Consider the following 13,608-nt stretch of genomic DNA (forward strand, 5'->3'; position numbering starts at 1 on the left):
CCGGACGGGCCCCGCCCGAGCCGTCCCGCTCAGCCTGGCCCGGCGTCCTGGGCGGCGGTCCGGACGGCGTCGAGGTAGCGCTCGGTGACGAGGTACTGCCCCGCCCGCGCGACCGGCGCGCCCAGCACGGTGAACCAGCGTCCCCCGCGCGAGAAGGCGACGAGGTCGAAGAAGACGGCGCCGTCCGCGGCCAGCTCGACCGCGAACGACTCCTCCCCGCGCTCGGGATGACCGGGCAGGGTGCCGTAGACGAAGCCGCGGCGCTGCTCGTCCTCGACCACCTCGAGCACCCGGACCGGGATCCGCAGCCCCAGGGGGCCCAGCCCCAGCCGCAGCTCCGCGACGGTGCCCGTCCGCACCCGCCGGTCCGACACCCGGGCAGTGAGCCCGGCCCCCTCGTGCATGCCCCAGGTCAGCAGCGTCTCGGCGGCCGCCTCGAACGCCGCCCGGCCGGTGCCCACCCGGGCCGACACGTGCTGGTGGTGGTAGCCGGCGGGCAGGGGGCCCCGCGTGGCACCGATCTCGGGGTAGGTGAGCGGGGCGGTCTGCAGGGCCAGCGCCGCCCCCGGCGCCAACAGCTCCACCACGCTCTCGTTCCCTCCCCCGGCCGCTCGACGCCCGCGATCCTGCCACGGGCGCGCCTCCCGGTCAGGCGCCGGGCGTGGACGCCGGCGCGGACTGCGGCGCAGGGGTCGACGGTGCCGCGGTCCGCGGGGCCGTCGGCCGGGCCTCCAGCCGCACGGCGACGAGGGGCAGGAACCGCTGGGTGAGCGGCCCGATCCCGACGGCGTACAGCACGGTCCCGACGCCGACGGTGCCGCCCAGCAGGAACCCGATGCCGAGCACCACGACCTCGATCCCGGTGCGGACCAGCCGCAGGCTCCCGCCGGTTCGCCGGGCCAGACCCGTCATCAGACCGTCGCGGGGCCCGGGTCCCAGCTGGCTGCCCATGTACACCGCACCGGCCAGGCCGTTGGCCACCAGGCCGCCGATCAGCAGCAGCACCTGGAGCACCAGCGACGACGGCGTGCGCAGCGCGGCGAGCCCGAGGTCGACGGCGATCCCGACGACGAACACGTTGGCGACGGTGCCCAGGCCCGGGCGCTGCCGCAGGGGCACCCACATCAGCAGCACCAGGGCGCTCACGAGGACGGTGATGGTCCCGAAGCTGAGCGGCAGCCGGAGCGAGAGGCCCTCGGTCAGCACGTCCCAGGGGGCCAGCCCGAGGTCCGAGCGCAGCATCATCGCCATCGAGAACCCGTAGAGGGCCAGCCCGACGAGGAGCTGCGGGATCCGGCGGCCCAGCCGGCCGGCGCGGAGCTGCTCGAGGGGCCCGAGGGAGGTGAGCGGGGAGGAAGGGCTGGACGACGTCACCCGTCCATCGTGCCGGGCTCCGGCGACCCTTCGCCAGGGCCAATTGCGGACCACTGGCCTGCTCTTCCGTCGAGCAGAGCCGATTGGTACGGTCCTAGCAGTCCACTTGAGGAGCACCATGACCACCACCCGCTGGCTGTCCGCGGCCGGTCTGCGCGACCTGGTGGGGGCGGACCGCCTCCGCTCCCCCGCCTACCGCGACCTCGCGGAGCGGATCCGCTTCCTCGTGGTGGACGGCCGGCTGGCCGTCGGCACCCGGCTGCCCAGCGAGCGCGAGCTCGCCCGCACCCTGGCGCTGAGCCGCTCCACGGTCACCGCCGCCTATGCGCACCTCGGGACGGCCGGCTACCTCCGGTCCCGGCAGGGGGCCGGCAACTTCGTCGTCGTCCCGCCCGGCCGGGCGCTGGGCGGGCTGCCCGGCGTGGGGCTGGCGGACGCCGGGACGCTCAACCTCACCTTCGGGGCGCCCGCCGCCCCGGCGGGGGTGGCCGAGGCCTACGCCGGCGCCGTCGAGCAGCTGCCCGGCCTGCTCCGCAGCCACGGGTACTCCGCCGACGGGCTGCCGGTCCTGCGGGAGCGGATCGCCGCCTGGTACGGCGCCCGCGGGCTGCCCACCGACCCCGCGCAGGTCGTGGTGACCAGCGGGGCGCTGGCCGCGCTCAACGTCGTCGCGGCGGCGCTGCTCGGGCCGGGTGACCGGGTGCTGGTCGAGGCCCCCAGCTACGGGAACGCGCTGGAGGCCCTGCGCCGGCGCGGAGCCCGGCTGCTGCCCTACCCGCTCGGCCCCGACGGCTGGGACCCGGCGGGCTTCGACGCCACGGTCCGCCAGACCGCCCCGCGGGCGGCCTACCTGATCCCCGAGTTCCACAACCCGACCGGCCACTGGATGGCGGAGGAGGTGCGTCCCGAGCTCGCCGGGTCGCTGCGCCGCAACCGGACGGTCGCCGTCGTGGACGAGACCCTGGTGGAGGTCCGGCTGGACGGCCAGCCGCCCCGGCTGCCGCTGGCCGCCCACCTGCCCGACGCCGTCACCCTCGGCTCGGCCAGCAAGGCGTTCTGGGGCGGGCTGCGGGTCGGCTGGCTGCGCGCACCGCGCGACCTCGTCCGGACGCTCGTGGAGAACCGGGCGACCCTCGACCTGGGCACCGCGCCGTTGGAGCAGCTGGCCGTCGCCGGCCTGCTCGAGGACCCCGGACCCGTGCTGGCCGACCAGCGCCGACGGCTGCGCGAGCAGCGCGACCGGCTGGTGCAGCAGCTGGCCGAGCACCTGCCCGGCTGGCGCTGCCGGGTGCCCGCCGGCGGCTTGAGCCTGTGGCTCGAGCTGCCGACCGAGTCCTCCAGCCGGTTGGCGGCGGCGGCGGAACGGCAGGGCCTGCTGCTCACCGCCGGGCCGCGCTCCTACCCCGGTGCCGGCGGCGAACGCCGGGTGCGGCTGCCGTTCGCGGCCGCACCGGAGGTGCTGGACGACGCCGTCCAGCGGCTGGTGCGGGCCTGGTCCGCGGTGGAGGACGCCGGCACCAGCGCCCCGAGCCTGCCGCCGCTGGAGCTCAGCGCCTGAGCGGACGGCCGCCCGGCTCAGCCGGCCGAGGCCGCCGCCTGCCTCTTCGCCGCCTTGACCGCCCGCTTGCTCTCCCGCACCTTGGCGAGGGACTCCTCGTCGACGACGTCGGCGACCGAGCGGTGACCGTCCTGCCCGAAGTCGCCCGCCGCCTCCTGCCAGCCGGGAGGCTGCACGCCCCGCTGCTTCGCCAGCACCGCGACGAAGATGGTCGCCTTCTCCGGCCCGAAGCCGGGCAGGGCGGTGATCGCCCGCTTCAGCTCGGCCCCGGTCGTCGCGCCCCGCCAGACGTTGCCCGCGTCGCCCTCGAACTGCTCCACCAGCACCTGGCAGACCTGCCGCACCCGCTTGGCCATCGCGCCCGGGAACCGGTGCACCGCCGGGCGCTCCGAGCAGAGCGCGACGAACGCGTCCTCCTCCATCGCGGCGATGGCGGCCACGTCAAGCCGGCCGCCCATCCGCTGCGCGATCACCGCCGGCCCGGCGAAGGCCTTCTCCATCGGCACCTGCTGGTCCAGCACCATGCCCAGCAGCAGGGCGTTGTCGTCGGTGGTCAGCAGGTCGTCGGCGGCCGGGTCGCCGGTCAGCCAGATGCGGCGGGAGCTCATGCGCCCAGTCTGGTGCGGCGGGACCGGAGCCGCCAGCGCCTCACTCGTAGAGGACGTACTCCGGTCGTGGCCGCAGCGCCAGCACCTGCTCGGGGGTCATCAGCGGTCCGGCCTCGGCGTCCTCGGTGCAGAAGAGCTTGAAGCCGGCGTGCACGTGCCCGGGCGGTCCGGTCCACCGCGCGGTAGGTGGCCTCCTTCGCCGCGCGCACGCCGATGCCGTCGACCGACTTCACGAGCGCCACCCCGCGGTGGTCGCGCAGGTCCCGCTCGCGGCGGACGATCGAGGGCGCCGGCTGGTGGTGCACCAGCACCTTCTCGGGCAGGTCGCCGGCCTTGAGACGTCGGCCCCCGGGCGGGTCGGTGACCGGCTCGCGGGCGGCGGGTGAACGCCCTGACCAGGGGCGGGTCGCGGTGTAGCGTGACCGCCATGTCCACGGGCACCGCCTCGTCGCGCGACGCGGCCCCGGGCGCCGACAGCGGCGCCCCCCGGGACGACGGGTCGCGGACGGCGCCCGCGGACGCGACGCTGGACGGCGGCGTCCGGCCGGTCCGGGGGCAGCCCACCCTGGAGATGGTGGCGGCGGCCTCCGGTGTCAGCCGCTCGACCGTGTCGCGGGTCGTCAACCGCTCCCCCAACGTCCGGCCGGAGGTCGCCGCCGCCGTGCAGCGGGCCATCGACGACCTCAACTACGTGCCCAACCGGGCCGCCCGCTCGCTCGCCGGCCGGCACACCTACGCCATCGCGCTGCTGGTGCCGGAGGACGCGACCCGCTTCTTCGGCGACCCGTACTTCGCGTCCATCGTGCAGGGCATCACCGGCGCGCTCGAGTCCAGCGACTACGTGCTCAACCTGCTGGTGGCCCGCGACGGCGCCGGCGGGAAGACCCGCCGCTACCTGCAGGGCGGGAACGTCGACGGCGCCCTCGTGGTGTCCCACCACCCCACCAACACCGATCTCCGCGACATCAACGCCAGCCTGCCCGTCGTCTTCGGCGGCCGACCGGCCGTACCGGACCTCGACCCCTGCTACAGCGTCGACGTCGACAACGTCGGGGGCGCCCGGCTGGCCGCGGCGCACCTGGTCGGCCTGGGACGGCGTCGGATCGGCACGGTGACCGGTCCCCTCGACATGCCCGCCGCCGTCGACCGGCTCGCGGGCTGGCGGCAGGTGCTGGAGACGGCCGGACGGCCTCCGGACGCGGTGGTGTCGGGCGACTTCACGACGGCCGGCGGGGCCGCCGCGATGCGGGACCTGCTCGCGCGGGTGCCCGATCTCGACGCCGTCTTCGTGGCCAACGACCTGATGGCCCGCGGCGCGCTCACGGTGCTGACCGAGCGGGGGCTCGACGTGCCCGGCGACGTCGCGGTGGTCGGCTACGACGACAGCCCGGCCGCCATCTCGGGCGACCTGCCGCTGAGCACCGTCAGCCAGCCCTCGACGGCCATGGGCGCCCGGATGACCGAGATGCTGCTGGGACTGCTCGCGGGCCGGGAACCCGAGAGCCGGGCCTGCGTGCTGCAGACCCGGCTCGTGCTGCGGGCGACCGCCTGACCGCTCGGTCGGCCGTGCTCGGTCCTCAGAGGTTGATCATGTGGCCCGAGATGCCGTGCGCGGCCTCGAGCAGTGCCTCCGACAGGGTCGGGTGGGCGTGGATGTTCCGGGCGACCTCGTCGGCCGTCAGGTCCCACAGCTGGGCCAGCGTCAGCTCCGGCAGCAGCTCCGTGACGTCCGGGCCGATCATGTGCACGCCGAGGATCTCGTTGTGGGCACTGTCGGCGATCAGCTTGACGAAGCCGACGGCCTCGCCGAGCCCGTGCGCCTTGCCGTTCGCGGTGAACGGGAACTTCGACACCTTGACGTCGTAGCCCTTGTCCTTCGCCTGCGCCTCGGTGTAGCCGAAGGACGCGACCTGCGGCTGGCAGTAGGTGGCCCGCGGGATCATGTCGTAGTTGATCGGCATGGTCTCGGCGCCCGCGATGGTCTCGGCCGCCACGATGCCCTGCGCCTCCGCGGTGTGGGCCAGCAGCAGCTTGGCCGTCACGTCGCCGATGGCGTAGATGTGCGGCACGTTGGTGCGCATGTGGTCGTCGATGGCGATGGCGCCGCGTTCGGTGAGCTGGACGCCCGTCTTCTCCAGGCCGTAGCCGGTGGTCCGCGGGGCGAAGCCGATGGCCTGCATGACCTTGTCGGCCTCCAGCACCGTCGCGTCGCCGCCCGCCGCCGGGGAGACGGTGACCTTGACCTTGTCGCCCGAGTCGTCGATCTTCTCGACCTTGGTGCTGGTCATCAGCGTGACGCCCAGCTTCTTGTAGTGCTTCTGCAGCTCGGCGGAGACCTCGGGGTCCTCGAGCGGGAGCATCCGGTCGAGGAACTCCACGATCGTCACCTGGACGCCGTAGTTGGCGAGCACGTAGGCGAACTCGGTGCCGATGGCGCCGGAGCCCGCGATGATGATCGACTCGGGCAGCTCGCCGGTGAGGATCTGCTCCTCGTACGTCACGACGCGGTCGGTGACCTCGGTGCCCGGCAGCAGCCGGGTGGTGGCGCCGGCGGCGATGATCAGGTTGTCGAAGCTCACCTGGGTGGTGGTGCCGCCCGGGCCCTCGACGCTGACGTCGTGGTCGCCGGTGAACGTCGCCCAGCCGTCGATCTCGGTGATCTTGTTCTTCTTCATCAGGAAGTGGACGCCCTTGGCCATCCGGTCGGCCACGCTCCGGCTGCGCTTGAAGGCGGCCCCGAAGTCGAAGGTCACGTCCCCGCTGATGCCGAACGTCTTCGCCTCGTGGTTGAAGATGTGGGCGATCTCGGCGTTGCGCAGCAGCGACTTCGTGGGGATGCAGCCGACGTTGTTGCACACCCCGCCCCAGTACTTGAGCTCGATGATGGCGGTCGACAGCCCCAGCTGGGCGGCGCGGACAGCGGCCACGTAGCCGCCGGGTCCCGCACCCAGCACGACGACGTCATAGTGATCGGTCATGACCTCAACTCTAGGGGCGGCGGGTGAGCTCGGGCGAACCGACCGCCGGCGATCGCTCACGGCGCAACCCGGCGGTCTCGTGGGCCAGGACACACCGAAGATCCGGAACAAATCTCACATGTGAGTTATTGTCCTCCGCGTGACTGACACCTACGCCGACCGGATCGGCGGGCTCATCCGCGACGCCCGCAAGCACCGGGGGCTCACCCAGACCCAGTTGGCCGACGTGCTCGGGACCAGTCAGAGTGCCGTGCACCGCATCGAGGCCGGCAACCAGAACCTCAGCCTGGACATGGTGAACCGCATCGCCGAGGCGCTCGAGTCCCCCCTCATCACCGTCGGCCCGAACGGCCCGCTGCACCTGCGCGTGCAGGGCGGGGTCAAGCTCTCCGGCCGCATCGCCGTCCGCTCGTCCAAGAACGCGGCCGTCGCGCTCCTCTGCGCCAGCCTCATCAACCGCGGCCGCACCGTCATCCGCGGCATCGCCCGGATCGAGGAGGTCAACCGGATCGTCGAGGTGCTGACCAGCATCGGCGTGCGGGCGACCTGGCTGAACGGCGGCAGCGACCTCGAGCTGGTCCGGCCGGACGAGCTGGACCTCGCGGCCATGGACGTCGAGGCCGCCCGCCGGACCCGCAGCGTGATCATGTTCCTCGGCCCGCTGCTGCACTCCTACCCCAGCTTCCAGCTGCCCTACGCCGGCGGCTGCGACCTCGGCGCCCGCACCATCGAGCCGCACCTGCAGGTGCTCCGCCGCTTCGGCCTCGACGTGGTGCCGACCGAGGGCTTCTACCAGTGCGACGTCGACGAGTCGGTCGAGCCGACCCGGCCGGTCACCCTGACCGAGCGCGGCGACACCGTCACCGAGAACGCCCTGCTCGCGGCCGCGCTGTCCCCCGGCGTCACCGTGCTGCGGAACGCCAGCCCGAACTACATGGTCCAGGACCTCTGCGTCTTCCTGACCCACCTGGGCGTGGAGATCGACGGCATCGGCACCACGACCCTGCGCGTGCACGGCGTCGAGAGCATCAACGCCGACGTCGAGTTCGCCCCGTCGGAGGACCCGATCGAGGCGATGAGCCTGCTCACCGCGGCGATCGTCACCCAGTCCGAGCTCACCATCGAGCGGGCGCCGATCGAGTTCCTCGAGATCGAGCTGGCGATCCTGGAGGAGATGGGCCTCGACTTCACCCTCAGCGAGGAGTACGTCGCCGACAACGGCCACACCCGGCTGGTCGACCTGACGGTGCGGCCCTCGACGCTGCGCTCGCCGATCGACAAGATCCACCCGATGCCGTTCCCCGGGCTGAACATCGACAACCTGCCCTTCTTCGCGGTCATCGCGGCCACGGCCGAGGGCAAGACGATCATCCACGACTGGGTCTACGAGAACCGCGCCATCTACCTCACCGAGCTCAACCGGCTCGGCGCGCGCGTGCAGCTCCTCGACCCGCACCGGGTGATCGTCGAGGGCCCGACGCGCTGGCGCGGCACCCAGGTGGTCTGCCCGCCGGCCCTGCGGCCCGCCGTCTGCATCCTGCTCGGCATGCTCGCCGCGCGCGGTGAGTCGGTCCTGCGGGACGTCTACGTGATCAACCGCGGCTACGAGGACCTCGCCAACCGCCTCAACGCCCTCGGCGCGAACATCGAGGTCTTCCGGGACTGAGCTGTCGGACCTCGCTCCGCTCGGTCGCAGATCGCGCTCGGGCCCGCCGTCTTCCTCCCTGCGCTCGCAGACGAAGAACGTGTCTGCTCGCTCCGGTCGTCCAGACGGCGGCGCGCGATCCGGTGCCGGTCGGGATCCGCAGCACGTCACCCCTCGGCTCCCGGTCCCCCCGCTCGATCGGGGCGATCGGTCGTCCGAGGGGTGTTGTGCGCTCCCGCCACGACCGGGCACCTTCGTGTCGTCGAGGCACCCTCTCGAGAGAGTGCCTCGACGTGCAGAGGGTGCCCGGGCACGGAGGTGCCCCTCCCACCTCCCCGGCGACCTCAGCGCAGCCGCGTCGCCTCGAACGTCCGGCTGGGGGCGGCGATCTCGTCCTGACCGGCGACGAGCTGCAGCTCGGCCTGGCCGGAGCGGACGGTGACGTCGAGGACGCCGTGCACGACGGCGGCCGTGCGCGCGACCGAGGCGGCGACGTCACGGGTGCGCAGGTAGCTGGCCAGGAAGGTCGCGGCGGTGAGGTCGCCGGCGCCGGTGAAGGTGCGCGGCAGCAGCGGCGTGGTCACCTGCCAGGCACCCTCCCCGGAGACGGCCACCATGGCGATGGTGCCGGGTGCCGCCTCGGTGTGGACGACGCTGGTGACCAGCACGATGTCCGGACCCAGCGCGCGGGCGGCGGCGGCGGCGGCCAGCACCTCCGGCAGGGTCGACGTGCCCAGGCCGGTGAGCAGCTCCAGCTCGAACTGGTTCGGGGTGATCAGCTGCGCCGCGGGGACCACCCGGTCCCGCATCAGCTCGGGGATGCCGTCGCGGACGTAGACCCCCCGGCCGACGTCGCCGAGCACCGGGTCGCAGCAGTAGAGGGCCGCGGGGTTGCGGGACCGGACCAGGTCCACCGCGTCCAGGATCACCGCCCCGACGTCAGCCCCGCCCTGGTAGCCCGAGAGCACGGCGTCGCAGCGGTCGAGCACGCCGCGCTCGTCGATCCCCCGGATCACCTCGGCGACGTCCTCGGCCCGGAGCAGCGGACCGCGCCAGCCGGGGTAGCCGGTGTGGTTGGAGAAGTGGACGGTGAGCACGGGCCACACCTCGACGCCCATCCGCATCAGCGGGAAGGTGGCGGCGCTGTTGCCGACGTGCCCGTAGGCCACCGAGGACTGGATGGACAAGATGGTGGTCACGGCCGCCATCATCGCGCACCGCCGCGCCCCGGCCGTCAGGCCTCGGTGAGCGGCGCCGCCCGGTGCGTCAGCCGGCTCAGCATGCTGCGGGCGGCGTGCGCCACCAGGTCGCGGTCGTAGGTGAGGATGTAGTCGAACTCGCGGTCCCGCTGGTGCCGGACCGGGGTCCGCAGGTCCGAGGCCGCCAGCATGACCGACATCGTGGGCGCGAGGACCAGCACGTTCCACTCGTGCACGAGGGGGTCCGAGGGGTCGAGCGAGGTGACCGAGACCCCCGGCACGTCGGTGTGGTGCAGCCCCTGCGCCGCCGCCATCACCAGGGTGCTGGTCCGGGCGAGCTCCCGGTAGCGCCGCTGGGTGTCCGGCGTGAACTGCGACGCCGTCTGGAACGCCGCCAGCACCAGGCTGGAGGTGCCGGACGGACCGGCCGTCGCCTCCAGGCGCTTGCTGAGCGCCACCAGCACCGGCTTCGTCGCCCGGCGGGCGGGGTGCCGGCGGGCGGCCAGCTCGAACGGGCTGTGGTGCGCCACCGGCAGCGGCGGGCTGAACATCCGCAGCACCTCCTCCGCGGGACGGAGCCGCGAGCGGCGGGCGCGGCCGTGGTAGCGGGACCCGCAGGCCAGGGTAGCCCCCGCGGCGACCGCCGCCGCCTCGGAGCCCGCGTCGGCGACGTCCTCGGCCGCCACCACCGCACCCGAGGAGTGGCAGAACGCCGTCGTCGCCTGGATGGTCTCGACGCTCAGCCGGCTGGTGGGCTCGTCCAGCACGCGGCGGCTGAGCACCACCAGGGCCGGCTCGATGACCGAGACGGCGGCCAGGCTGGCCGGCGTGCCGCCCACCTCGCGCAGCCCGACCTCCCACCCCTGCGCGCGGGCCGCGGCGACCAGCCGGAGCATCTCCGCCGGCCGCTCGACCGCGTCGGTGCTGTCCACCACCAGGACGACCGGGGTGGGGTCGGCGTTGCGGGCGAGCTGGCTGAACGAGGCCAGGTGGGCGTCGAGGACGAGGGGCGCCTGGGGCAGCAGGGGGGCCAGCCGGGCCTCGGCCAGCGCTCGCGCGCGGGCGGCCTCGTCGAGGAAGGCGAGCTGGTCCGACGCCGCGACCAGCGCGCGGACCCGGGCGGGAGCGGCGTCGGCGTCCTCGGCCGGACCGTGCGTGAGCAGCCGCACGGCCACCGGGCGGCCGCTGGCGATCTCGACGAGCGGGGTCTGGGTGACCTGCAGCCGGCCGTGCCGGAAGAGGCCCTCCAGCACCGGGTCGACGGGACGGTCCCCCAGCACCGCGTCGGGGCGCTGCCGGTCGTCCCGGGGCACCGCACCGTGGTCGTCGAGCACGACGTCAGGCTATGCACGGCCCCCGCACCGGTGCGCCCGGGTCGGCCGGCACACCGGTGCCGGCCGGGGCGGCTGTGGTGTCGCTGAGAATCCGGGATCGGGCGGACCGGGTTTGCCCGAGGACCTTAGGGTGGCGGCATGTCGCCCGACGTCGAGCAGCCTTCGCCGCCCGACGTCCGCCCCCGGCCCGCCGCCCCGGAGGAGCCCGTCCACCTGGACGGGGCGCACGGCAGCCACCACATCCTGCGCGACTCCCCCGAGGACCGCTGGCGCTGGCGCGCCAAGATCCGGCAGAGCCCCCACCAGCTCCGGGTCTACCGCTTCTGCGTCGGCATCGCGGGCACCCTGCTGGTCGTCCTCGGCTTCATCAGCGGTCCGCTGCCCGGTCCCGGCGGCATCCCGCTCGTGCTGCTGGGCCTGGCGGTGATGGCCAGCGAGTTCGTCTGGGCGGAGCGGCTGATGGGGGTGTTCAAGGCCCAGCTGCACCGCTTCCGCTCCTGGTCGCGTCCCCGCCAGACCGCCGCCTTCGCCGTCTTCTTCGCCTGCTGCGGGCTCGTCGGCTACGCCTACCTGCTGACGCTCGGACCGCCGACCTGGCTGCCGGGCTCCGTCGAGGGCGTGCTGGCCCGGCTGCCCGGTCTCTGACCGGTACCGCTCCTGGTGTCGAGGCCCCGCCGGCGCCCGCGCGTGCTTCGATGACCCCATGAGGGCCGACGACTACGCGTTCTTCCGCGCCCCGTTCCTGGCCTTCGCGCACCGCGGCGGCGCCCACTACCCGCCCAACCTGCACCGCGAGAACACCCTGCACGCCTTCGAGCAGGCCGCGGCGCTCGGCTACCGCTACTTCGAGACCGACGTGCACGCCACGGCCGACGGCGTCCTGCTGGCCTTCCACGACGACCGGCTGGACCGCGTCACCGACCGCTCCGGCGTGCTGGCCACCCTGCCCTGGGCCGAGGTGGCCGAGGCCCGCATCCACGGCCGGGACCCGATCCCCCGGCTGGCGGACCTGCTGACCTCGTTCCCGGACGCCCGCTTCAACATCGACGCGAAGTCGCCGGGGGCCGTGGACCTGCTCGCGGACACCGTCGACGAGCACGAAGCCTGGGACCGGGTCTGCGTCAGCTCCTTCGGGGTCGCGCGGCTGCACCGCCTCCGACGCCGGCTGGGCCACCGCGTCGCCTCCTCGGCCAGCGCGGCCGGCGTCGCGGCCAACCGCTTCCTGCCCTGGCTGACGCGGGTGCTCAACACCTCCGCGCCGGCGCTGCAGATCCCGGTCCGGCACCTGCTGGGGGGCCGGGAGGTCATGCTGCTGACCCCGGCCCTGGTCCGCGCCGCGCACCGGGCGGGCAAGCAGGTCCACGTCTGGACCGTCGACGACGCGCCGCTGATGGAGTGGCTCCTGGAGCAGGGGGTGGACGGCATCTTCACCGACCGGGTGGACACGCTGAAGGACGTGCTGACCGCGCACGGGCGCTGGACGTGAGCGCCGCGACGACGGGCCCCTCGCCGACGGCCCCGGCCCGGTCCGGGCCGTCGGCGGTGCGCCGGCGGGTGGTGCTCGCCTGGGGCCTGTGGGACTGGGGCTCGGCGGCGTACAACGCCGTCATCACCTCCTTCGTCTTCGGGCCGTACGTGGTCCGCGGGGTGGTCGGCGACGCCGAACCGGGCGGCTGGTCGGCCAACACCTGGCTGGGCCTGTCCGGGTTCGTCGCCGGCCTGCTGGTGGCGCTGATCGCGCCCATCACCGGGCAGCGCTCCGACGCCGGCGGCCACCGGCGGCGCAACCTCGCGCTCTGGACCGGGCTGGTCGTCGTCACGATGCTCGGGCTGTTCACGGTGCGCGACGAGCCGGCCTACCTGTACACGGCGCTCGTGCTGCTGGCCGCCGGCGCGGTGTTCCAGGAGTTCGCCGGCGTCTCCTACAACGCGATGCTGCCGCAGGTCTCGACACCGGCCACCCTCGGCCGGGTGTCCGGCTTCGGCTGGTCGATGGGCTACTTCGGCGGCATCTTCCTGCTGCTGATCTGCTACGTCGGCTTCATCGCCCCCGACGTCGGCTGGTTCGGCGTGACCTCGGAGGGCGGGCTGAACATCCGCGTCGTCGCCGTCTTCTCGGCGGTCTGGTTCGCGGTCTTCGCGCTGCCCGTGCTGGTCGCGGTGCCCGAGCTCCCGCCGGGCCCGCCCAGCCGGCGGGTGTCGATCCCGCAGTCCTACCGGTTGCTGGTCCAGGACGTGCGACGGCTCTTCGCCCGCGACCGCAACGCCGTCTGGTTCCTGCTCGCCTCGGCGCTGTACCGCGACGGGCTGGCCGCGGTGTTCACCTTCGGCGCCATCCTCGCCGTCAGCGTCTACGGCCTCGACCAGTCCACCGTGCTCGTGTTCGGCGTCGCGGCCAACGTGGTGGCGGCGCTGGGCGCGCTGGCCCTGGGCGTCGTCGAGGACCGGGTGGGGCCGAAGAGGATCATCATGGTCTCGCTGGTCGGCCTGCTGGTCTCCTGCACCGTGCTGCTGTTCGCCTCCGGGCCCACCATGTTCTGGATCTTCGGGCTGCTGCTCTGCCTGTGGGTCGGGCCGGCGCAGGCCAGCTCGCGCTCGTTCCTGGCCCGGGTCGCGCCGCCCGGGCGGGAGGGCGAGATGTTCGGCCTGTACGCCACCACCGGGCGGGCCGCCTCCTTCCTCGCCCCCGGCCTGTTCGCCCTGTTCTCCGGATTGTTCTCCGACCGCGTGGGTATCGTGGGCATAGCGCTGGTCCTGCTGGCCGGAGCGATCGCCCTGTCACGGGTGGCCTCTCCCCCACGGCTGACGAGCGGGCCCAGCGCCGGGTCGAGCTAGACGGGGGCGCGTGCCGTGACCGGAACATTCCGGTGGAGCCGTGAGTTGTAGATGAGCGGGGAAACAAGCGTCAGACG

Annotated in this window: 12 protein-coding genes; 6 read left to right on the plus strand and 6 right to left on the minus strand. The window is 73.9% G+C overall.

Translation table 11 applies throughout. From position 1 onward, the window contains the following. Positions 1–29 precede the first annotated feature (29 nt). Positions 30–587: a DUF1990 domain-containing protein gene (locus BLT72_RS10555; protein ID WP_231930489.1), complete on the minus strand. Its 558-nt coding sequence runs from the start codon at positions 585–587 to the stop codon at positions 30–32. Between the two features lie 61 nt (positions 588–648). After that, the gene (gene yczE / locus BLT72_RS10560; RefSeq protein ID WP_091412746.1) at positions 649–1,374 is read right to left on the minus strand and encodes a membrane protein YczE; all 726 of its coding nucleotides are present in this window, start codon (positions 1,372–1,374) and stop codon (positions 649–651) included. A 118-nt stretch (positions 1,375–1,492) separates the two neighbouring features. Here yczE and yczR point away from each other — a divergent pair, with 118 nt between their 5' ends. Further along, positions 1,493–2,932, plus strand: a complete 1,440-nt coding sequence (gene yczR, locus BLT72_RS10565) for a MocR-like transcription factor YczR (protein WP_091412748.1) — start codon at positions 1,493–1,495, stop codon at positions 2,930–2,932. A gap of 17 nt (positions 2,933–2,949) precedes the next feature. Here the strand turns inward: yczR and BLT72_RS10570 are convergent, their stop codons facing one another. Beyond that, positions 2,950–3,540, minus strand: coding sequence for an HhH-GPD-type base excision DNA repair protein (locus tag BLT72_RS10570; RefSeq protein ID WP_091412750.1), 591 nt, complete (start codon positions 3,538–3,540; stop codon positions 2,950–2,952). 427 nt (positions 3,541–3,967) lie between these two features. Between BLT72_RS10570 and BLT72_RS10575 the strand changes: the two genes are divergently transcribed. Next, a complete protein-coding gene (locus tag BLT72_RS10575; RefSeq protein ID WP_231930491.1) occupies positions 3,968–5,092 on the plus strand; it encodes a LacI family DNA-binding transcriptional regulator in 1,125 nt (374 codons plus the stop codon). 25 nt (positions 5,093–5,117) lie between these two features. Here the strand turns inward: BLT72_RS10575 and lpdA are convergent, their stop codons facing one another. Then, positions 5,118–6,518 (minus strand): dihydrolipoyl dehydrogenase, encoded by a 1,401-nt coding sequence (gene lpdA, locus BLT72_RS10580; RefSeq protein WP_091412752.1) that lies wholly within the window; start codon positions 6,516–6,518, stop codon positions 5,118–5,120. 139 nt (positions 6,519–6,657) lie between these two features. Here lpdA and BLT72_RS10585 point away from each other — a divergent pair, with 139 nt between their 5' ends. Further along, a complete protein-coding gene (locus BLT72_RS10585; RefSeq protein WP_091412754.1) occupies positions 6,658–8,184 on the plus strand; it encodes a helix-turn-helix domain-containing protein in 1,527 nt (508 codons plus the stop codon). A gap of 323 nt (positions 8,185–8,507) precedes the next feature. Here the strand turns inward: BLT72_RS10585 and pdxY are convergent, their stop codons facing one another. After that, entirely contained in the window at positions 8,508–9,362 is an 855-nt protein-coding gene (gene pdxY, locus BLT72_RS10590; protein WP_197677270.1) for a pyridoxal kinase PdxY, read from the minus strand. Positions 9,363–9,397: 35 nt separating this feature from the next. After that, a complete protein-coding gene (locus BLT72_RS10595) occupies positions 9,398–10,696 on the minus strand; it encodes a DICT sensory domain-containing protein (protein ID WP_091412756.1) in 1,299 nt (432 codons plus the stop codon). A 138-nt stretch (positions 10,697–10,834) separates the two neighbouring features. Here BLT72_RS10595 and BLT72_RS10600 point away from each other — a divergent pair, with 138 nt between their 5' ends. From BLT72_RS10600 to BLT72_RS10610, 3 genes are read left to right on the plus strand one after another with little or no spacing between them, the layout of a single operon-like run. After that, positions 10,835–11,341, plus strand: a complete 507-nt coding sequence (locus BLT72_RS10600; RefSeq protein WP_091412758.1) for a PGPGW domain-containing protein — start codon at positions 10,835–10,837, stop codon at positions 11,339–11,341. A gap of 58 nt (positions 11,342–11,399) precedes the next feature. Further along, positions 11,400–12,182, plus strand: coding sequence for a glycerophosphodiester phosphodiesterase family protein (locus tag BLT72_RS10605; protein WP_091412760.1), 783 nt, complete (start codon positions 11,400–11,402; stop codon positions 12,180–12,182). Further along, positions 12,179–13,531, plus strand: a complete 1,353-nt coding sequence (locus BLT72_RS10610; RefSeq protein ID WP_091412761.1) for an MFS transporter — start codon at positions 12,179–12,181, stop codon at positions 13,529–13,531. Before BLT72_RS10605 ends, BLT72_RS10610 begins: the two co-directional genes overlap by 4 nt. The last annotated feature ends 77 nt before the right edge of the window (positions 13,532–13,608 follow it).

This window comes from Friedmanniella luteola, assembly GCF_900105065.1.
Classification (GTDB): Bacteria; Actinomycetota; Actinomycetes; order Propionibacteriales; family Propionibacteriaceae; genus Microlunatus; species Microlunatus luteolus.